Genomic DNA, 21,165 nt, shown 5'->3' on the forward strand with positions numbered 1-21,165 from the left:
CGAAGGGGCCGGCGCTCAGGCCGCTTCCAGGGATTCGACGCGCGGCAGGGCCTCGAGCGCCTGCGCGATGCCGTGCAGCGCGCGGTGGCGCGCGAACTCCTCGCGCAGGGCGTTCGCGCGTTCGCGGTAGCCGGGGGTGGCGAGCAGCTTGCGCACCGCATCGCCGACCTGGCGCGCGGCCGGCTGCGCGGTGCCGAGGTTGATGCCCACGCCCGACCAGGCCACGCGCGCGGCGATCTCGGGCTTCTCCTCCGAGCTGCCGGCCACCACCAGCGGCACGCCGAGGCTCAGCGCATGGTTGACCGAGCCGTAGCCGCCGTTGGTGACCATCGCATGCAGCTTGGGCAGCAGGCGGTCGTAGGGCAGGAAAGGAAGCACGCGCGCATTGGCCGGCACGTTGGCCGACAGGGCGGGCGGCACCGGGCCGCCGGTGGTGGCGATCACGAGCAGGTTCGGATCGCCGGCCAGCGCCTGGAGCGTGGGGACGATCAGCTGCGCGGGATTCTGGTTGGCCAGCGTGCCCTGCGTGACCAGCACGACCGAGCGGCCGTCGTCGAGTTCGTCCCACCACTCGGGCGGCGTGAAGTCGCGGCTGGCCGGCGCGAGCAGCGGGCCGACGAAGCGCACCGAGGCCGGCAGGTCGCTGCGCGGGTATTCGAAGGACGGGCCGGTGAGCTGCAGGTAGAGGTCGGGCATGCGCACCATCGCATCGACGAAGAAGGCCGGCAGCGCGCCGGCGCCGAGGCGCCGCAGCACGGTGTCGAAGTGGCGCTGCACGTCGCCGAACATCGCCTGCTGCAGGTTGGCGTTCATCGCCTTGTTGCGCGCGCGGCCCTCGGGCGTGGAAGACGGCGGCAGCGCGGTGCCGAAGAAGGCGGTGTCGCAGCTCGACAGCGGCAGCGCCGAGATGCCGATCGCGACCACCGCGGGCCGCTCTTCGCGCGGCCCCAGCAGCAGCGGGAAGGTGCCGCAGAACATGGTGTCGACCACGATGGCATCGGCCTCGAAGTCCTCGAGGATCGCGCGCAGGCCCGCATGCTGCGCCTCGATCGCGTCGGCGAAGAAATGCTTGAGGCCGAAGCACAGCTGGGCATGCGGCGAGTTCAGCCGGCGGCGCTCGGGAAAGCGTTCGTCGAGATCGCGGTAGTCGCCGTCGATGGCGCGCGCGAAGGGCGTGAAGCTCGCGCCGGTCGCTTCGACCTGGGCCCTGAACTGGCTCGCGGTGTGCACCCGCACCTCGTGGCCGAGGCCCGTGAGGTGCTGGGCGATGGCCAGCATCGGCAGGACGTGGCCGGGCAGGGCGGTTGCCGCGATGAGATAGCGTGCCATGGGATGTTCCTCAGGAGGCGGTGGTTTCCAGGGCGCGGCGCGCCTTGGTGTGGATGCCGAGGTCGACGAAATAGCGCTGCAGCAGCTCGCGGTTGACCGGGCGGATCGGCGTGCCGATCGCCTCGAGCTGCGCCTGCGTGGCCGCGCCGCACACCTGCGGCGGCGTGGCCGAGGTGTCGTAGCGGTCGAGGATGGCAAGCACCGCCGCGAGGTCGCGGTCCTGCCCCACCGCCAGCCGCGCATGCGCGCGCTCGAGCCAGGGGTCGAGTCCCACAGGCTCGAGGCGCATGCCGAGCCGCTCGAACACCGGCGGTATGTCGCGCACGCGCAGCGGCGCCTGGCCCATCAGGTGGAACACCTGGCCCCACGAGGCGCGCTGCGCCGCGAGGCCGAGGATGGCGCGCGCCACGTCGTCCACCGGCGTGAGGTTCAGCGGCAGGTCCATGTCGGGGATGGCTTCCAGGTCGGCGTAGAGATGGGCCACGCGCCAGATCAGGTCGTCGGCGTTGCAGATCGCATGCGTGTGGTCGCCGGTGACCGCGCCCAGCCGGTAGATCGCGACCGGCATGCCGCGCGCCTGCGCCTCGCGCGCGATCGCGTCGCCGACCCACTTGCTCTGGCTGTAGCCGTCGACCAGGCCGCGCCACGAGCTGAGCGCCGAGCGCTCGGTGACCGTGCCCTCCTGGTTGTTGCCCTGGTCGATCACGGCCAGCGTGGAGACGTAGTGCAGCGTCTTCGCGCAGCCCTGCGCGGTCCATTCGAGCAGCGTGACCACGCTGTCGACGTTGGCCGGCTTGAGGCTGGCGTAGGGATGCAGGAAGTCGACCTGCGCGGCGCAGTGGTAGAGCGCGTCGCAGCCGTCGCGCACCAGCCGCACCGCGTCGTCGTCGAGGCCCAGGCGCGGCTTGCCGAGGTCGCCCGTGACGACCTCGATGCGCGCGTCGTCCCAGATCGATTCGAGCTGGCGCGTGGCCAGCGTGCGCTTCAGCCGCAGCGCGCCGGCTTCGGGGTCGGCCGCACGCACGTGGCAGACCACGCGGGCTTCGGTGTCGCGCAGCAGCGCGGCCAGCAGGTGGCTGCCGACGAAGCCGCTGGCGCCGGTGAGGAACACGCGTCGCGGTGCCAGCGTGGGCGCGATCGCCTGCGCCTGAACATGCGCGGGCAGCACCACCTCGCGCGACAGGTCGAGCGCCTCGGTCGTGCCCGCGTTGTCGTCGATCCAGGCGGCGAGCTCGGCGATCGAGGGCCGGTTGTAGACCTCGGCATGTGGGAAGTCCGCGCGCACCTGCTGGCGGATGCGCATGCCGAGCTGGATCGCCATCAGCGAATGGCCGCCGATCTCGAAGAAGTTGTCGTGGATGCCCACGCGTTCCAGCCGCAGCGTTTCGCGCCACAGGCCGGCCAGCAGTTCCTCGGTGGGCGTGCGCGGCGCGACGTACTGCACCGCGGCCTGCTGCTCGGGCACGGGCAGCGCCTTGCGGTCGAGCTTGCCGCTTGGCGTGAGCGGCAGCGCGGGCAGGTGCACGAAGGCCGAGGGCACCATGTAGTCGGGCAGGGCGCGCGCCATGTGGGCGCGCAGCTCGGTCGGCTGCGGATCGGCGGCGGCGACGAAGTAGGCCACCAGGCGCTTGTCGCCGGGCGTGTCCTCGCGCGCGATCACCGCGGCCTGCGTCACCTGCGGATGCTGCAGCAGCGCCGATTCGATCTCGCCGGGCTCGATGCGGTAGCCGCGGATCTTCACCTGCTGGTCGGCACGGCCGAGGAAATCGAGGCTGCCGTCGGCGCGCCAGCGCGCGAGGTCGCCGCTGCGGTACATGCGGCTGCCGGGCGCGCCGTGCGGATCGGCCACGAAGCGCTCGGCGCTGAGCGCGGCGCGGTTCAGGTAGCCGCGTGCCACGCCGGCGCCCGCGATGTAGAGCTCGCCCGCGACGCCGGGCGGCACCGGCTGCAGCAGCTCGTCGAGCACGTACATGCGCGTGTTCCAGATCGGCTGGCCGATCGAGGGCTGGCGGCCGGCTTCCATCGGCGCGCTCATGCTCGCGCAGATGGTGATCTCGGTCGGGCCGTAGGCGTTGACCATGCGACGCCCCGGCGCCCAGCGCGCGGCCAGCTCGGCCGAGCAGGCATCGCCGCCGACCACCAGCGTCCGCAGCGTCGCGAACTCGCCGGGCGGCAGCGTCGAGAGCGCGGCCGGCGGAATCAGCGCATGGCTCACGGCCCGGGCCTCGAGCAGCTCGGCGAGGTCGCTGCCCAGCAGCTGCTGCGCGCCCGGCACCACCAGCGCGGCGCCCGCGTGGAAGGCCATGAGCTGGTCCATCACCGAGGCATCGAAGCCGCAGGAGGAGAACTGCAGCACGCGCGAGTCGGGCGCGATCGCCAGCCGCTCCTGCATCGCGGCGCCGAGGCTGGCCAGGCCCGCATGCGGCACGACCACGCCCTTGGGCAGGCCGGTGGAGCCCGAGGTGTAGATGACGTAGGCGGCCTCGCGTGGATCGGCGGGCGGTGCCGAGGGCGCGACCTCGGACTGGGCCGCGATCGCCTCGCGCGTGTCGGCAGCGTCGAGCGCGATGCAATGGGCGATGTCGGCCAACTGGGGCAGCAGCGCCTCGTGCGTGAGCACCGCCGCGGGCGCGGCTTCCTGGAACACGAAGGCGCTACGGGCCGCCATGTGGTTCGGATCGATCGGCAGGTAGGCGGCGCCGGCCTTGACGATCGCCAGGTGGGCCACGACCAGGTCGAGCGAGCGCGGCAGCACCGTGGCGACGATGGCGCCGGGCGCGATGCCGCGTGCGCGCAGCAACTGCGCGAGCCGGTTGGCGCGCGCGTCGAGTTCGGCATAGCCGACGGTCGCGTCGTCGAGCACCACGGCGGGCGCCTGCGGGCGCTCGGCGGCATGCGCGGCCACCATGGCGGCCAGCGAACGCGGCGCGAGTTCGCGCGGCTGGCCGCTCCATTGCGCGAGCAGCCGGTGCTGTTCCTCGGCGCTCAGGATCGCGAGCTCGGCGATCGGCGCGTCGGGCGCGTCGCAGGCCTCCTCGAGCAGCCGGGCCAGCCGCGCGGCCATGGCCTCGACGGTGGCGCGCTCGAACAGGTCGCTGCTGTACTGGATGCCGCCGCCGATGCCGCCCGGCAGGCCGTCGGCGCCGCGCTGTTCGCTGAGGATGAAGGACAGGTCGAACTTCGCGGTGTCGATCTCCACCGGCTGCGGCGTGATCGACAGGCCCGGCAGGCTGAACGACAGCCGGCTGCTGTTCTGGAAGCCCAGCATCACCTGGAACAGCGGCTGGTTGGTGCGCGCGCGGCCCGCGCCGCTGCGCTGCAGCTCCACCAGGCGGTCGTACGGGAACTCCTGGTTGGCATAGGCCGCGAGGTTGGTGGCGCGCACGCGCGAAACCAGCTCGCGCAGGCTGGGCCGGCCCGAGGCGTCGGTGCGCAGCACCAGCGTGTTGACGAAGCAGCCGATCAGCTCGTCGAGCGCGTGGTCGCTGCGGCCCGCGACCGGGCTGCCGATCACGATGTCGTCGCCCGCGCCGAGCCGGCTCAAGAGGCCTGCGAGCGCGGCCTGCAGCACCATGAAGACGCTGGCCTGCCCGTCGCGCGCCAGCTGCAGGATGCGCTCGTGCACCTGCGGCGCGATCTGCAGCGGCACCACGTCGCCGCGGTAGCTCGGCGCCAGCGGGCGCGGATGGTCGGCCGGCAGCGCGAGCTGCTCGGGCAGGTCCTGCAGCGTGGCCTGCCAGAACGCGCGCTGGCGCCCGGCCATGCTCTCGGCATCGTCCTCGCTGCCCAGCAGCTCCTGCTGCCACAGCGCGTAGTCGGCGTACTGCAGCGGCAGTGGCGTCCAGCCCGGCGCCTTGCCCTCGCAGCGCGCCGCGTAGGCCACGCTGAGGTCGCGCGCCAGCGGCAGCAGCGAGGCGCCGTCGCCGGCGATGTGGTGCGTGAGCAGCAGCAGCACGTGCTCGTCGTCGGCCAGCCTGAACAGCGAGACGCGCAGCGGCGCCGTGCTGCCGAGGTCGAAGGCATGGCCCGCGGCCGCGTGCAGCTGCGCGGCGATCTCGTCCTCGCTGCTGTCGGCCTCGAGCACGGCGGGGCGCGCCTGCGCGCCGTCGAGCACCTGCTGCCACGGCAGCCCGTCCTCGTTCGGGTAGATGGTGCGCAGGCTCTCGTGGCGCTGCACCAGGTCGTCGAGCGCCGCATGCAGGGCCGCGCGGTCGAGCGTGCCCGACAGGCGCAGCGCCAGCGGCATGTTGTAGGCCGGGTTGGCGCCCTCGAGCTGGTTCATCAGCCACAGGCGGCGCTGCGCGAAGGACAGCGGGATGCGCGCCGGGCGCGGCATCGGCACCAGGCTGGGCCGCGCCACCGATTCCTGGTCGAGCAGCTCGGCGAGGCCGGCGATGGTCGAGACCTGGAACAGCGTGTCCAGCGGCAGGTCGATCATGAACTGCTGGCGGATCATCGAGACCAGCTGCACGATCATCAGCGAGTGGCCGCCGAGCTCGAAGAAGTTGTCGTGGATGCCCACGCGCTGCAGGTGCAGCGTTTCGGCCCAGAGGCCGGCCAGGATCTTCTCGGTGGGCGTGCGTGGCGCGGCATAGGGCGTGGCGGCCTGCACCTCGGGCGGCGGCAGCGCCTTGCGATCGAGCTTGCCGCTCGGGCCCAGCGGCAGCGCGGGCAGGCTCACGAAGGCCGAGGGCACCATGTAGTCGGGCAGCGCCTGCGCGAGGTGCGTGCGCAGCTCGGCCGTCTGTGGATCGGCGGCCTCGGCCGGCACGAGGTAGGCCACCAGGCGCTTCTCGCCGGGAGCGTCCTCGCGCGCCACCACCGCGGCCTGTGCGATCTGCGGGTGCTGGAGCAGCACCGCCTCGATCTCGCCGGGCTCGATGCGCAGGCCGCGGATCTTCACCTGCTGGTCGGCGCGGCCCAGGTAGTCCAGGCTGCCGTCGGCGCGCCAACTCGCGAGGTCGCCGGTGCGGTACATGCGGCTGCCGGGCGCGCCATGCGGATTGGCGACGAAGCGCTCGGCACTGAGCAGCGGCCGGTCCAGGTAGCCGCGCGCCAGGCCCGTGCCCGCGATGTAGAGCTCGCCGGCCACGCCGGCCGGCACTGGCTGCAGGCCGCTGTCGAGCACGTACATCTGCGTGTTCCAGATCGGCCTGCCGATCGGCACGCTCTTCGGCGCGGCCTGCGAGCGTTCGCATTCCCACGCGGTGACGTCGACCGCGGCCTCGGTCGGGCCGTAGAGGTTGTGCAGCTCGGCGCCCAGGCGCTCGTGGCATTGCGCCTGCAGCGCGGGCGACAGCGCCTCGCCGCTGCAGATCACGCGGCGCAGGCTGGTGCAGCCGGCGGCCGCGGGCTCGCGCAGGAAGACCTCGAGCATCGAGGGCACGAAATGCAGCGTCGTGATGCCTTCGTCGGCGATCAGGCCCGCGAGATAGGCCGCGTCCTTGTGGCCGCCGGGCCTGGCGAGCACCAGCGTGGCGCCGTCGATCAGCGGCCAGAAGAACTCCCACACCGACACGTCGAAGCTCGAGGGCGTCTTCTGCAGCACGCGGTCGTCGGCCGCGAGGCCGTAGCGGGCCTGCATCCACAGCAGGCGGTTGACGATGGCGCGATGCGACACCACCGCGCCCTTGGGCCGGCCGGTCGAGCCCGAGGTGTAGATCACGTAGGCCGGGTGCGCGGGATCGATCGCGACTGCGAAGTTGGCCTCGTCGCAATTCGCCAGATCGGCAATCGTTTGCGCCCCATCGATCAACAGGCGCGGGGCGTCGGCGGGCAGCACCTGCGCGAGCGCTTCGGTGGTGACCAGGCACACGGGCGCAGCGTCGCCGAGCATGAAGGCGATGCGGTCGGCCGGGAAATCGGGGTCGACCGGCAGGTAGGCCGCGCCGGTCTTCAAGGTGGCGAGCAGCGCCACCATCAGTTCCATCGAACGCGGGATCGCGAGCGCCACCGTGTGCTCGGGGCCCGCGCCGCGTGCGCGCAGCAATTGCGCGAGGCGGTTGGCACGGCGGTTGAGTTCGGCGTTGGACATCGCCTCGCCCTCGAAGCGCAGTGCGATCGCCTCGGGCCGCTCGGCGAACTGGGCCTCGATCAGCGCGACCAGGTGCGTGTCGGGCACGGCGTGTTCGGTGTCGTTCCAGCCGAACAGCAACTGCCGGCGCTCCTCGGCACCGAGCAGGTCGACATGGCCGACGGCCTGCTGCGGTTGCCGGATCACGGCATCGATGAAGGCGATCAGCCGGCGCTGGTGATCGGCCAGCCCCTGCGCGGTGTGCACCGCGGGATTGGCGTCGAAGTCGATCTGCAGGTCCTGTCCGTTGCCGCGCTCGTAGAGGAAGATGCCCAGGTCCTCGGCCGTACCGTTCGAGAGGTTGCGCGGCCGCGCCGCATGGCCGGCGAAACGGAAGTCGTAGTCGAAGGGCTCGACGTTGACCACGGTGGTGAACAGCTGCCGGTTGTTGACCAGCATGTTGAGGTCGCTGCGCAGATGCTCGTAGCGGTACGACTGGTGGCGCAGCACCTGCCGCATCTGGCGGCCCACTTCGCGGATCAGTTCGGGGATCGGCAGGTCGGCGCGCATCGCGAGGCGCAGCGGAACGGCATTGGCCACCATCGCGGGCACGCGCCGCATGCGATCGTTGTGGCGCGCGGTGACCGGGATGCCGATCGCCATGTCCTCGATGCCGGTGGCGCGGTAGAGATAGGCCGCGGTGGTGGCGATCAGGATCTGCGGCAGCGTGGTGCCGAGCTCCTGCGCGATCTGCTGCAGCGCCTGCACGCTGGCCGCGGGCAGGTGCACCGTCTGGCGCAGCAGGCCGCCGATGTTGACCGAGCGCTGCGAGGCGAGGCTCAGCGGATCGGGCGCGTCGGCGAAGCGCTCGGTCCAGTACTGGCGGTCGCGCGGGAAGCGGCCCGATTCGCGGTAGGCGCGGTCTTCCTCGGCCAACTGCGACAGCGGTGCCAGGCGCGAGGCCTCGGGCACCTCGGCGGCGCCTTCGGCCATCGCGCTGTAGATGTCGGCGAAGCGCCGCGCGATCAGCCCGCCGCCGAAGCCGTCGAGCACGATGTGGTGGCTGCGGTGGTACCAGATGTGGCGCCCGGGCGCGAGGCGGATCAGCGCCGACAGCCACAGCTGGCCGTGCGCGAGGTCGATGTTGCGTTCGAAGTCCGCGCGCATCCAGCGCTCGGCCCGCGCCGCGGGATCGGCCTCGGCGCTGAGGTCGAGGTAGGGGATCTCGCCCTCGAAGCTGCTCGCCACCACCTGGCGCGGCCCCTGGCCTGCGTCGACGAAGTTGAGCCGCGTGGCCTCGACCTCCTCGGTGATGCGGCGCATGGCCGCGAGGAAGATTGCGGGATCGATCGGGCCCTCGATGTCGATGGCTTCCGCGAGGTTGAAATTGGTGTCGGGCGACGCGAACTTCGCGCCCAGCCACATCGCCATCTGACCCGAGGTGAGAGGCGCCGAACTGCTCAGGGGACCACTGCCTTGCATGCGCTGCTCCAAGTTGGACATGGGGTTGCCAACGGGGCATTGCAGGCGCGAAGCGAATTGCCAGAAGCTGCCTTCTCGCACGTCCGCAGCGGGTCGAATTGACATTCCGTTGACATTTCAAAACCAAATGTACAAGCGGTTGCAGTCACTTCGATGGCAGTTTCGAGTGCGGCAATATTTCACGCTCTCAATTGAGCAAGAAAGGTTTCCTGGGGTTTTTCGCACTGCACCCAGAAAGCCTCATTTTCGAGGCGGTTCGGCTTACTTTCAGAGGGAGAAGCAGGAGGAAAAAGTTTGTTGCGCCGCAGCAACTTCAATACGCGCAGCAGGGGTATGGCAAATATGTTGGAGATGCCGGAAAGCGCATTGCGTGAATAAAAACTGCCTAATTCCCACGGAATTCCGTGGTGAATAGAAAAGTATTGCGAGGACTTTTGAGCTAATTGGGCACGCTCTAATTCGCACCGGTCATTCGCCGCGTCGCGCCGACCTGGACAGCGCCGCCAGCGTCTTCTTCGCGCTGTGCAACAGGCCCGCGCGCTCGGGCTTCAGGCGCGCCTTGGTGTCGCCCGGCGCGATGATCTCGAAGGCCGTCTCGGCCCCGAGCTTGGCGGCCAGTGCATCACGCGGCGCGAGGCCCTCGAAGCGCGCGTTCGAGATCACATGCACCTGCAGATGGCGATGGATGGCCTTCGACAGCTTGCGGCAGGCGGCGGTCATCGCCGCTTCGTCGGGCGTCACCGCGCCATGCACGACAAGCACCTCCACGATGCCGTTCGCGTCCTCGCCGAGCACGAAGGCACGCACCACCGAATCCTTGAACCTGGTGCGCAGCATCGCGCGCACCGGCTCGGCCGCCGCGAAGGACTTCAGCGCGATGCGGCGCAGCTCGCGGTGGAACACGAAGCCGCGATCGAGCGTGAAGGTTTCGGGCAGTTCCTCCTTCGCGGCATGCCGCGACAGCATGCCGCTGCCGACGAGGTGCGCGAGCGTGCCCTCCACCTCGGCCGCGTCGAGCTTTGTCTTCTGCGCCAGTTCGTTCGTGGTGAAGGGTTCCTCGGGATTTCCGTAGAGCACCTGCAGGAGCTTCTGGACGGAGGGGGAGAGGAGGAAGTCGGCGGCGCTCATGGGGGCGATGGGGTCCGGTGCGGGGGAAAGCCTCGGATTATCGAAGCGCGCCGAACCCTGGCCTATGAAGGTGCGGGCTGCGGCCGCAGCCGGAAGTGGCTCAGGTGGCTCCTGCGCATCTTCTCGAGCGCATGCGGCGCCTCGGGCCAGCGGCACCAGTTCGGCCGCGGCGCGCCGAGCGTGGCCAGCCGTGCCTCGACCGACTGCTCGGTGCGCGCGCATTCGGCCTCGGCCGCGCCGAGTTCCGCCTGCAAGCCGGCGATCTCGCCCTGGTAGCGCGCCAGGGTTTCGTGCGCGCGCCGCATGCTCGCGAGCACCGCAAACGCATCGGGCGCGCTGCCCGCGAAGTAGGTGCGCGCGAACTGCCGCGGATCGGCTTCGTATTCGAGGATCTGCTGCCGGCAATGGAAGATCAGTGCCTCGCCGCGCGCGCAGGCGCAGCGGCATTCGCGCAGCCTCTCGTAGCTGCCGCGCAGCTGCAATGCCAGCTGCCGTGGCATGGCCGGGCGCCTGGCCTTCGCGGGTGCGGTCGGTGCCGCGGCGCCGAAGGCCGGCATGGAAAAGCTCATGGCATGCGTCACGCTTCGGAACTCCATCGCCCGCGGCCGGGCGCTCCAGTCAAAGGATGTTGCGCTCGATGAAGTCGGCCAGCGGCCGCACCACCTTGTTGCTGTCGCCGTCGTCGGCGGTCAGGATGTCGACGTGGGTGTAGCCCTCGCTGATGTGCACCTCGAAGCCGCCCGCCACGTCGCCGAACTTGCGGTCGGCGAGGTTGGCCGCCTGCCCGGCCGGCGTGCGCGGCGTGCCGGCCACGCAGCTCGGAGCCGCGCAGGGCGCGATCGCCTCGGCGAAGCCGCGCCACACGCCAGGCACGGGCGAGAGTCCGTTCGAGCCGCCGAAGGCGATCACCGGAATGTCGATCCTGCGGGCCTGGGTCTGGTTGACGATGTCGGCGCGCCCGCGCCCGCCCTGGCTCACGGGCAGCGAGAGGGCGCTGGTGTCCAGTCCGAGGTTGGCGCCGCCGCCGGCGGCGGAGTTGCCGATCAGCAGGCCCGAGCTCGGGTAGTACCAGTCGCTGTAGGTGGTGTCGCCGAGGAACAGCGCGCGCGAGAAGCGCTTGAGATTGGTCGGCTCGAGCTCCTTGCCCCAGGCCGGCAGCGAGCCCGCGATGGTGGCCGGCATGGGACCGAAGTCGCGGAAAGCCGAGGCCGGCAGCGCCGCGTCGTTGTCGAGCCAGACGCGCACGCCGTCGGCGCGCGCATCGCCCAATGCTCCGAGCGAGATCGAATAGAAGACGGTGCGCGCGAGGTTGTCGTCGTCCATGAAGGTGCCGAGCGCCGCGCCGGCCGTGACCGGGAACGCGCGCTTGGTGAAGTCGGTGACGACGCTGTAGACGTTGTTGTCCGCGATGCCGCGCTGGTCGGTCTGCAGCAGCGCCTGCGTGCCGTTGATCGTGCCCTCGAACGCGATCTGCATGCCCGTGACCTCGGTCGAGGCGTTCACGCGCGGCGTCAGGCCCGGTACCGAGACGAAGGCCTGCACCTTGCCGGTCGCGACCGCGTCGTGCAGGCCGCCTTCCGCCGCGGCGATGACCGCGTCGAGCTGGGCATCGGTGGGCGGCGTCGCCGCCAGCGAGGCACCCGCGCCCTCGAACAGCACCAGGCCCTTGAGCTTGGCGTAGCCGGGCTGCGCGGGGCCGCTGCCCGAGAGGTTGAAGTCGGTGGCCGCGTAGCGCGCGACGAAGCCGGTGCCGGCCGAGTGGCCGCCGAGGAAGACGTTGCGGTTGCGCGCGACCGTGAGCGCCACGTCGACCACCGCGTCGATGTCGATCGAATGCACCTGTGGCGTCCAGTCGGCGATGAAGGGCACGTCGGTGCTGTCGTGGAAGACCGCGCGCCGGTCGAGTCTGGGATCGAGCGACAGGCCGAGCTCGGCGCCGTAGAGGAAGTCGAGGCCGATCTCGGCCTTGCGCTCGCGCTCGGCGATCTGCAGGCCCTTGGTGTCCTCCAGCAGCACCGAACGCCGGTCGATGCCCCAGAGCTCGACCACCTTGCCGTGGTCCTTCCACATGCGCCAGACCAGGTTCTCCGCCAGCACCAGGTAGCTGTGCGACGCGGCCAGCGTGCCGGGCACGGCGATCAGCACCGCGTCGACCGGCTTGCCTGCGTTGCCCTCGAGGCCGTAGCGCGTGTAGCGCACACGGTTCAGGTCCACCTCGGTGCCGCCGAACTGCGTGGCGAGCTTGCTCGAGGCGTCGACCTTGACGCCGGCCGTGCCAGGCGTGCGCAGGGCCTTGGCCTTGCTCGCGATCTCGTGCGTGGAGATCGAGAGCGCCTGGCCCACCGCGGCCGGCGGTGGTGGTGGCGGGGCGCTGTCCGGGGAGCCGGCACCCGCGGGCGGCGGTGCGAGCCAGAGCGCGGGATTGCCGTTGCCGCCGCCTCCGCATGAGGCGAGCACGAGGCCGAGTGCCAGCAGCGATGCGACCGGGCGCAGGCGTGGCCTGAAATTTCTGGGCATGGGGAATGTCTCCGTCTTGGTTTTCTCGAAAGACGACCCGTCCATCCGGCGGGTCCGGGTACACCCGAGGCGCGGCTCAGCCGGCGTCGAGGCGTGGGGTGCCGGGGCCCGGCACGTTGCGCACGCCGGCCTCCAGGTAGTCCATGAACTCCTGGCGCTCGCGCGCCTCGTTGCCGCGCTCCGACATCGGCATCACGCCGAAGGGCGAACGCTTGAGGTAGCTGCGGTAGGAGATGCCGTAGTACACGACGTTCATGCTGAGGATGAGCCGGTACTGGATCGTCTCGCGCGAGGTGTGCGGCAACTGCGCCTCGAGCAGTTCGACCGCGAGGCCCAGCAGCTTGCGGTGCAGCTTCGCGGACAGCCGCTGGCCGGCCTCGCCGAAGTCCCAGCCGAGCCGGCCGATGAAGCAGACCGCGTCGCGGCCGAAGGCCGGCGTCTGCAGCATCTCGATCATCGGGCCGAAGGCGGCCTCCATGATGTCGCGCACGCCGTGCGGCCGCCCGCGCAGCGCCTCCAGGCCCGCGCAGGATCGCGGCTCCAGCCAGTGCTGCAGCATCGCGGTGATCTCGCCCACCAGGCCCTCGCGGCTGCCGAAGTGGTAGTGCAACGCGGAGGCGTTGTTGGCACCGGCCGCCACCACGATGCGGCGCAGCGAGACCGCGTTCATGCCTTCGCGCGCCATCAGCTTCATGGCCTCGGCGAGCAGCCGCGCATGCGTGGTGTCGCCGGGCGCGTCGGTGTGCGGCGGGTGCTCGGCGGGCTTGGGATGGCGGCGTGCGGCGGCGGGCATGGCCGGATAATGCAAGTTGATTAATCTACCTGCATTAGTGCATACCCTCGGCCGGCCGGGGCCGCCCGGCGCGGTGTCTCACGCGTCGCGCGCGGCCTCCTCGCGCAGCCAGTCGCGAAAGGCCGCCACCTGCGGCATCGCCCCGGCCTCGGGCCGGTGCACGACGTAGTACGCCAGTGCGGGCACGCTGCCCCTGTCGCCGAAGGGGCGCACGAGGCGCCCGGCGGCGAGGTCGTCGCGCACCATCACGCTGCGGCCCAGCGCCACGCCCAGGCCATCGATCGCGGCCTGCAGCACCGCGGCCGAGTTGTTGATGCGCAGCCCGCGCGTGGCCGGCACCGCGCCGAGCGACATGCCGTCGAACCAGCTGCGCCAGCTCGGGAAACCCGAGCGCGCGGGCAGCGAGAGGTCGTGGATGAGCGTGCGGCGCGCGAGGTCCGATGGCCGGCGCAAGCCCTTGAGCGTGGGCGCGCAGACCGGGAAGACCTGCTCGTCCATGAGCTTGGTGGCGACGAGCCCGGGCCAGTCGCCACCGCCATAGCGCACGCCGACGTCGATGTGCTCGGCGAGGAAGTCCACCGTGCGCGTGTTGGTGTCGAGCAGCAGGTCGGTGCCCGGATGGCGGGCCTGGAAGCGCTCGATGCGCGGCAGCAGCCACTTGGCCGCGAAAGCCGGGCTGAGCGTCACGGTGAGGGCGGGATTCGGCGTGGCCTCCTTGAGCCTTGCGACACCGAGGCCCAGGCGGTCGAAGCCCTCGCGGATGTCGGGCAACGCGCGCCGCGCCGCCTCGGTGGGCATGAGGCGCGCGCTGCCGCTGCTCGCGCGCACGAACAGCGGCACGCCGAGCCAGGCCTCGAGGCTGCGCACCAGCTGGCCGACCGCGGCCGGCGTCACGCTGAGTTCCTCGGCCGCGGCCGAGAAGCCCTGGTGGCGCGCCGCGGCCTCGAAGGCCTTGAGGGCGTTGAGATAGGCGGGAGTCTTCATGCCGTCGTCCTTTCGGAAAAGTTTTTCTTTGCCGCAGCGACAGATCTTCTCATTTGCCCGCGGACCCTCGGCGAGGAAGACTGCGCTCATTCCATCCATCCAGCAAGGACTTTCATGAACAGTTTTTCTTCCAAGGTCGCCATCGTCACCGGCGGCGGCTCCGGCATCGGCCAGGAGGTGGCCCGCCAGCTCGTGGCACAAGGTGCGCGCGTGGTGATCGGCGGGCGCGACGCCGACAAGCTCGCGCGTGCCGCGGCCGCGATCGATGTCGGCGGCGAGCGCGTGCGCGCGGTGGCCGGCGACATCGCCGACCCGGCCACCGCGCAGCGCCTCGTCGACGAAGCCACCCGCGCCTTCGGCGGCGTCGACATCCTGGTCAACAACGCCGGCATCTTCAGCCCCAAGCCCTTCCTCGAGGTCGAGGCCGCCGAGTACGACGCCTTCCTCGACACCATCCTCAAGGGCAAGTTCTTCATGGCGCAGGCCGCGGCACGCGCGATGCGCGAACGCGGCGGCGGCGCCATCGTGCAGACCGGTTCGCTGTGGGCGATCCAGGCCATCGGCGCCACGCCGTCGGCCGCCTACTCGGCGGCCAATGCGGGCGTGCACGCGCTGACGCGCAACCTCGCGATCGAACTGGCGCCGCTGAAGATCCGCATCAACACGGTGGCACCCGCGGTGGTCGAGACGCCGGTCTACAACACCTTCATGAGCGAGGCGCAGGTGCGCGAGACGCTGCCGGGCTTCAACGCCTTCCATCCGCTGGGCCGCAATGGCCAGCCGGCCGACGTGGCGCAGGCGATCCTGTTCCTGGCTTCGGACCAGGCGGCCTGGATCACGGGCACGGTGCTGCCGGTCGACGGCGGCGTGACCGCGGGCCGGATCTGATCCGAAGCGCAAGATCGGGTGTCATCCCGTTGACACCCGCGTTCGCGCTGCGTTAACCTCGCCGCCGTTCCCTTCTCCGGCAGCTTTGCCGGATTTCCTCGGCGCCCTCGCGGCGCAACCGGCAGCTTCGCTGGTTCTCCCCTCGGCAGTTCTGCCGTCCCCCTCGTGTCCGCGGTCGCACCGCATTGCCGACGCGCCTGCGCGCGCTTCGCATGGCTTGGCCATGCGCGCGTGCCGGCGCATGCATCGGCATGGCGTCCCGGGCACGTCGATCCACCCAGACACCCCCAGGAGACAGCCACCATGCATATCCCTTCTTCGCGTCCCTTCGCGCGGCTTGCCGGACTCTTCCTCGTCGCGGGCCTCGCCGCCTTCGGCACCCACGCCTTCGCCGCCGGCGAGCCCGTGCGCATCGGCGCCATCTTCGACAAGACCGGCGGCCTCAACATCTACGGCATCCAGCAGAGCCGGGCGCTGCGGCTCGCGGTCGACGAGATCAACGCGGCGGGCGGCGTGGCCGGCGCCAGGGTCGAGGTGGCCGAGGCCGACGCGCAGTCGGAGGACGCCAAGTACACGCAGTACACGACCACGCTGATCCTCAAGGACAAGGTGCAGGCGCTGTTCGCGGGCCTCACGAGCTCGAGCCGCGAGGCGATCCGCCCGATCGTGCGGCGCTCGAAGATCCCCTACTTCTATTCCTCGCTCTACGAGGGCGGCGCCTGCGACCGGCAGACCTTCGTGACCGGCGCCACGGCCTCGCAGCAGCTCAGCGTGCTCGTGAAGTGGGCGATCAAGAAGTACGGGCCCAAGGTCTACATCATGGCGCCCGACTACAACTTCGGCACCATCTCGGCGCAGTGGGTCAAGCTCTACGCGAAGGAGTTCGGTGGCGAGGTGGTCGGTGCCGACTTCCTGCCGCTCACGCTGACCGACTACTCGCCCACCATCAACAAGATCCAGCAGGCCAAACCCGACTTCGTGGTCGCGCTGCCGGTGGGCGCGAACCAGACCGGCTTCCTCGAGCAGATGGCGGCCGCGGGCCTGAAGAGCCGCGTGGGCGTGGTGTCGACCAACTACGGCGGCGGCAACCAGCAGGTGGTGGTGTCGCCGCAGGCCGGCGAGGGCATCGTGGCGGCGCTCGAATACTTCGCCTGGCTCGACACGCCGCGCAACAAGGCCTTCAAGGCCTCCTGGGAGAAGGCCTACGGCAACAAGGAGCCGGTGACCGCGGTCGCGGTCGATGTCTACAACGCGGTGCACCTGTGGGCCAAGGCCGCGAACAAGGCGAAGTCGGCCGAGCCCGCGAAGGTGATCCAGGCCTTCGAGGAGGGCGAGGGCGTGGCCTTCGACTCGCCGGCCGGCCCTGTGTCGATGCAGCCGAAGTCGCACCACGTGCGCCAGAACATCTACATCGGCGTGGGCACGAAGACGCAGAGCTTCGACATCGTCGAGACCTATGCCTCGGTGGCGCCGAAGTTCGAGGACCAGGTCTGCGACCTGGTCGCCAGGCCGCAGACGGCGCAGCACTTCACGCCCGGCGCGTCGAACTGAGCGAGGCCCCCGATGGCATGGGATCAATTGCTGACCGGCGTGCTCTCGTCGGTCGCCAGCGGCTCGGTGCTGCTGATCGCGACGCTCGGCCTGGCCGTGGTGTTCGGGCTGATGGGCGTGGTGAACCTCGCGCATGGCGAATTCATCATGTTCGGCGCCTACGCGGCGCTGACCGCGGTGCGTGCCGGCGTGCCGTTTCCGCTCGCGGTGGCGCTGGCCGCGCTGGCGGCCGCGGCCTTCGGCGCGCTGGTCGAATGGCTGATCGTGCGGCGCCTGCACGGCCGGCCCTTCGACACGCTGCTGGCCATGTGGGGCCTGAGCCTCGCGCTCTACCAGAGCGCGGTGCTGCTGTTCGGCACGGTCACGCCCGGCATCGGCATGCCGGCGTCGAACGTGCGCATCGGCGACTACACGATCTCGAGCTACCTGCTGTTCCTGATCGTGGTGGCGGCGGTGCTGATCGCGGCCGTGTATGCGCTGCTCACGCGCACGAACTACGGCCTGATGGCGCGCGCCGCGATCCAGGACCCGGCCACCGCGGCCGCGATGGGCGTGCGCACGGTGCGCATCAACAACCTCACCTTCGCCCTGGGCTGCGGTCTCGCGGGCCTGGCCGGCGCGATCCTGGTGCCGGCCGTGCCGGCCACGCCCAGCATGGGCTTCGCCTTCGGCATCAAGGCCTTCCTGGCGGTGGTGGTCGCGGGCCCGGTCACGCTCGCGGGCACCATCGCCGCGGGCGGCATCCTGGGCTCGGCCGCGAGCGCGGTGGCCAGCGTCTGGTCCACCGTCGCGGGCGACGTGGTGTTCTTCGTGATCACGCTCGTGGCCCTGCGCGCTTGGCCGCAGGGCATCTCCGAGCGCTGGCGCCTGAAGCTCTGAACGGAGGCCACGCATGAACATGAGCAGAACCCTGGCGGCGCCCGCGACCGCAACCCGCACCGCGGCGCGCCGTGCGGCACCCTGGTGGCTGGCCACCGTCGCCGGCACCGTGGTGCTGGGCGCCGGCGCCTTCTTCGTCGACGAGTACCTCGCCTACCTCGCGAGCTCCTGGCTGATCTTCGGCCTGCTGGGCCTGAGCCTGGACATGGTGTGGGGCCGCGGCGGCATGCTGAGCCTCGGGCAGACGGCCTTCTTCGGCCTCGGCGGCTACGCCGGCAGCGTGGCGGCGATCAACCTCGCGAGCGTCACCGGCAACACGCTGGTGTGGTCGCTGCCGGTCGGCGCGATCGTGGGCGCGGCGGCCGCCGGCGCGGTCGGCTGGCTGCTGTTCCACGGCCGCCTCGGCGCGCTGCAGGCCACCATCCTGACCTACACCGTCACCCTGCTGCTGTGGACCGGCAGCATCTCGTTCTCGGCGCGCTTCGGCGACGCGGTGGTGGGCGGCGACAACGGCCTGTCGAACATCCCGGGCATCGTGCTGGGCTTCGGGGCCGATGCGCAGGGGCTCGGGCCGCAGGGCACCTTCGCCTGCGTGCTGGCGGTCTCGGCGCTGGTGCTGCTGGGCGTGCGCGCGCTGCTGCGCTCGCCCTTCGGCACGGTGGTCGACTGCGTGCGCCTCGACGGCCCCAAGACCGAGCTGCTGGGCTACGACGTGCGGCGCTGCCAGCTCGTGGTGTTCACGCTGGCCGGCGGCATCGCGGGCCTGGCCGGTGCGCTCTACGGTGCCTGGGCCAACTACCTCAACCCCTCGCTGTTCAGCGCGCAGCAGGCGCTGCTGGTGCCGATCTACGTGCTGGTGGGCGGGCTCGGCACGCTGGCCGGCCCCTTTGTGGGCGCGGTGGCGGTCGGCGGCCTGTCGTACTGGCTGGGCGGCGGCGTGGTCGGCGGGCAGACCACGCTGATCATGGGCGTGGCGCTGATCCTGCTCGTGCTGTTCCTGCGCGGCGGGCTGCTCGGCGGCCTCGGGCGGCTGCGGGCGCTGCGAGGGCCGGAGGGCGCGCAGGGCAAGGCGCGACAAGCCAAGACCGCGATGGACGTGGACCTGGTGCGCGGCCTGCGCGAGGGCGCGGCCGTGCCGGCGCCGGTGCTCGAGATCCGCGACGGAGTCAAGCGCTTCGGCGGCGTGGTGCCCGTCAACCGCGTCACCCAGCGCTTCGCGCCGGGCCGCGTGCGCTGTCTGATCGGGCCGAACGGCGCGGGCAAGAGCTCGCTGCTGCGCTGCCTCACGGGCACGCACCTGCTCGACGCGGGCGAGATCGTGCTCGACGGGCGACCCGTCACGCGCTGGATGCCGTACCGCCGCGTGCAGGCCGGCGTGGGCATCAAGATGCAGGTGGCACAGGTGTTCGGCGAACTGAGCGTGCGCATCAACCTCTGGATCGCCGCCTACAGCCGCGACCGCGATGCCGCGGTGGCCGACCGGCTCAGCGAACGCACGCTGCGCGCGCTCGGCCTCGAGGCGCTGGCCGAGCGCGACGCGGCCGACCTCTCGCATGGCGAGCAGCAATGGCTGGACCTCGGCATGGTGCTGTGCCTGCAGCCTTCGGTGGTGCTGCTCGACGAGCCGGCCGCGGGCATGACCGGCGACGAGCGCCGCGAACTCTCGCAGCTGGTGCGCGTGCTGGCCGAAACGGCGGCCGTGGTCGTGGTCGAGCACGACATGGCCTTCGTGCGCACGCTCGACGCCGAAGTGACCGTCCTGCACCGCGGCGAGGTCTTCGCCCAGGGCGACCTCGACACCCTGCGCCAGGACGAACGCATCCTGGACATCTATCTCGGGAGACAGCAGCATGTTCGAAGCCATTGAGATCGGCGGCGGCTACGGCAAGACATCGATCGTCGAGCGCGCCAGCCTGAGCGTGGGGCGCGGCGAGATCGTCGCGCTGCTGGGCCGCAACGGCGTGGGCAAGTCCACGCTGATGCGCCTGCTGGTCGGCCAGGCCACGCCCATGGGCGGCAACGCGCGGCTCGACGGCCGGCCGCTGCCCGAACGAACCGACGACCGCGCACGCTGCGGCCTGGGCTACGTGCCGCAGGGGCGCTTCGTGTTCCCGCGGCTGTCGGTCAGCGAGAACATCGCGCTGGCTGCCGTGGCCTGCGGCCATCCGCGCGCCGAGGCGATCGCGCGCGCCTTCGCCGACTTCCCGGCGCTGGTGCCCAAGGCCAACGACCTCGCGGGCCGGCTCAGCGGAGGCCAGCAGCAGATCCTCGCGATGGCGCGCGCGCTGGCCACGCGGCCGAAGCTGCTGCTGCTCGACGAGCCGACCGAGGGCGTGCAGCCCTCGATCGTCGACGAGATCGCCGAGGTGCTGCTGCGGCTGCGCCGCGACGGCCTGTCGGTGCTGGTCGCCGAGCAGGACCTGAACTTCTGCCTCTCGATCGCCGAGCGCGCCTACGTCATGGACCAGGGCCGCATCGTGCGCGAGACGCGCAAGGCCGAGCTCGAGGGCGACCGCGCGCTGTTGCAAGAACTGCTCGGCGTCTGAGCCCCCACATCCACGCACACATCCAAAGAGAGGAACGAACACCATGGACCACGAGATTTTCGAGGCGGGCGACATCGCCCTGCAATCGGGCCGCATGCTGCGCAACGCGAAGCTGGCCTACAAGACCTACGGCAAGCTCAATGCGAAGCGCGACAACGCCATCGTCTACCCGACCTGGTTCGCGAGCACGCACGCCGACAACGAATGGCTGATCGGGCCCGGCAAGGCGCTCGATCCGTCGGAGTACTTCATCGTCGTGCCGAACTCCTTCGGCAACGGCGTCTCGAGCTCGCCGAGCAACCAGCCCGCGCCCAACGACCGCGGCCGCTTCCCCAATGTGACCGTCTACGACAACGTGGTGCAGCAGCACCGGCTGGTGACCGAGCACCTGGGCATCGACACCCTGCGGCTGGTCACGGGCTGGTCGCTGGGCGCGGTGCATGCGTTCCACTGGGCCGCGCTGTACCCGGACATGGTGCAGCGGCTGCTGCCGTTCCAGGGCGCGGCGCGCGCGTCGCGCCACTTCCAGGTCTTCTTCGCGGGCGTGAAGGCCGCGTTGCAGGCCGACGCCGAATGGCGCGAGGGCTTCTACGAACGCCAGCCCGAGCGCGGCCTGCGCGCCGCCGGCCGGGTGTACGCGGGCTGGGGCTTCTCGCAGAAGTTCCTGCGCGACCGGCTCGACATCGAGGCGCTGGGCTTCGCCTCGCTCGAGGACTTCCTGATCGAGTTCTGGGAAGGCTGGCTGCTGTCGAAGGATGCCAACAACCTGGTCGCGTCGCTGTGGACCGGGCAGCACGGCGACATCGCGGACAACCCGGTCTACCGGGGCGACTTTGTCGCGGCGCTGTCGGCGATCAAGGCGCGCGCCATCGTCATGCCCTCGTCGAGCGATCTCTACTTCCCGCCCGAGGATTCGGCCTTCGAGGTCGCACACATGCCCAATGCCGAGCTGCGCGTGCTGCCTTCCGACTGGGGCCACCTGGCGGGCAAGGGCCTGCACGAACCCGACAACGCGTTCATCGACAACGCGCTGCGCGAACTGCTGGCGGCATGAC

Annotated in this window: 13 protein-coding genes; 6 read left to right on the top strand and 7 right to left on the bottom strand. The window is 71.0% G+C overall.

Translation table 11 applies throughout. The features are described from left to right. Positions 1 to 15 precede the first annotated feature (15 nt). The 7 genes from AC1HIL_RS38135 to gcvA form a co-directional block, all read right to left on the bottom strand. The gene (locus tag AC1HIL_RS38135) at positions 16 to 1,329 is read right to left on the bottom strand and encodes a glycosyltransferase (protein WP_479668585.1); all 1,314 of its coding nucleotides are present in this window, start codon (positions 1,327 to 1,329) and stop codon (positions 16 to 18) included. 10 nt (positions 1,330 to 1,339) lie between these two features. After that, positions 1,340 to 8,824, bottom strand: coding sequence for a non-ribosomal peptide synthetase (locus tag AC1HIL_RS38140; protein WP_479668584.1), 7,485 nt, complete (start codon positions 8,822 to 8,824; stop codon positions 1,340 to 1,342). Between the two features lie 468 nt (positions 8,825 to 9,292). Continuing rightward, entirely contained in the window at positions 9,293 to 9,952 is a 660-nt protein-coding gene (locus AC1HIL_RS38145) for a hypothetical protein (RefSeq protein WP_296731607.1), read from the bottom strand. A 62-nt stretch (positions 9,953 to 10,014) separates the two neighbouring features. Continuing rightward, positions 10,015 to 10,521: a hypothetical protein gene (locus AC1HIL_RS38150; RefSeq protein WP_479668583.1), complete on the bottom strand. Its 507-nt coding sequence runs from the start codon at positions 10,519 to 10,521 to the stop codon at positions 10,015 to 10,017. 49 nt (positions 10,522 to 10,570) lie between these two features. Then, positions 10,571 to 12,469, bottom strand: coding sequence for a hypothetical protein (locus AC1HIL_RS38155; protein WP_479668582.1), 1,899 nt, complete (start codon positions 12,467 to 12,469; stop codon positions 10,571 to 10,573). A gap of 76 nt (positions 12,470 to 12,545) precedes the next feature. Next, positions 12,546 to 13,262 (bottom strand): TetR/AcrR family transcriptional regulator, encoded by a 717-nt coding sequence (locus tag AC1HIL_RS38160; protein WP_296731597.1) that lies wholly within the window; start codon positions 13,260 to 13,262, stop codon positions 12,546 to 12,548. A gap of 78 nt (positions 13,263 to 13,340) precedes the next feature. Next, complete coding sequence (gene gcvA / locus AC1HIL_RS38165) at positions 13,341 to 14,246, bottom strand: transcriptional regulator GcvA (RefSeq protein WP_479668581.1); 906 nt, start codon at positions 14,244 to 14,246, stop codon at positions 13,341 to 13,343. Positions 14,247 to 14,360: 114 nt separating this feature from the next. Here gcvA and AC1HIL_RS38170 point away from each other — a divergent pair, with 114 nt between their 5' ends. From AC1HIL_RS38170 to AC1HIL_RS38195, 6 genes are all read left to right on the top strand, one after another. Continuing rightward, the gene (locus AC1HIL_RS38170) at positions 14,361 to 15,134 is read left to right on the top strand and encodes an SDR family NAD(P)-dependent oxidoreductase (RefSeq protein ID WP_479668580.1); all 774 of its coding nucleotides are present in this window, start codon (positions 14,361 to 14,363) and stop codon (positions 15,132 to 15,134) included. Positions 15,135 to 15,437: 303 nt separating this feature from the next. Beyond that, positions 15,438 to 16,685, top strand: a complete 1,248-nt coding sequence (locus AC1HIL_RS38175; protein WP_296731588.1) for an urea ABC transporter substrate-binding protein — start codon at positions 15,438 to 15,440, stop codon at positions 16,683 to 16,685. Positions 16,686 to 16,697: 12 nt separating this feature from the next. Then, positions 16,698 to 17,564 carry a branched-chain amino acid ABC transporter permease gene (locus AC1HIL_RS38180; protein WP_057591005.1) on the top strand — a complete coding sequence of 289 codons (867 nt, stop codon included), beginning with the start codon at positions 16,698 to 16,700 and terminating at the stop codon, positions 17,562 to 17,564. 13 nt (positions 17,565 to 17,577) lie between these two features. Next, positions 17,578 to 19,431, top strand: a complete 1,854-nt coding sequence (locus AC1HIL_RS38185) for an ABC transporter permease subunit (protein ID WP_479668579.1) — start codon at positions 17,578 to 17,580, stop codon at positions 19,429 to 19,431. Further along, complete coding sequence (locus tag AC1HIL_RS38190; RefSeq protein WP_057591004.1) at positions 19,415 to 20,110, top strand: ABC transporter ATP-binding protein; 696 nt, start codon at positions 19,415 to 19,417, stop codon at positions 20,108 to 20,110. The genes AC1HIL_RS38185 and AC1HIL_RS38190 overlap by 17 nt, the downstream gene beginning before the upstream one ends. A gap of 43 nt (positions 20,111 to 20,153) precedes the next feature. After that, complete coding sequence (locus AC1HIL_RS38195) at positions 20,154 to 21,164, top strand: alpha/beta fold hydrolase (protein ID WP_057591003.1); 1,011 nt, start codon at positions 20,154 to 20,156, stop codon at positions 21,162 to 21,164. Position 21,165: the final 1 nt, after the last annotated feature.

The organism is Variovorax sp. ISS6 (genome assembly GCF_056523145.1).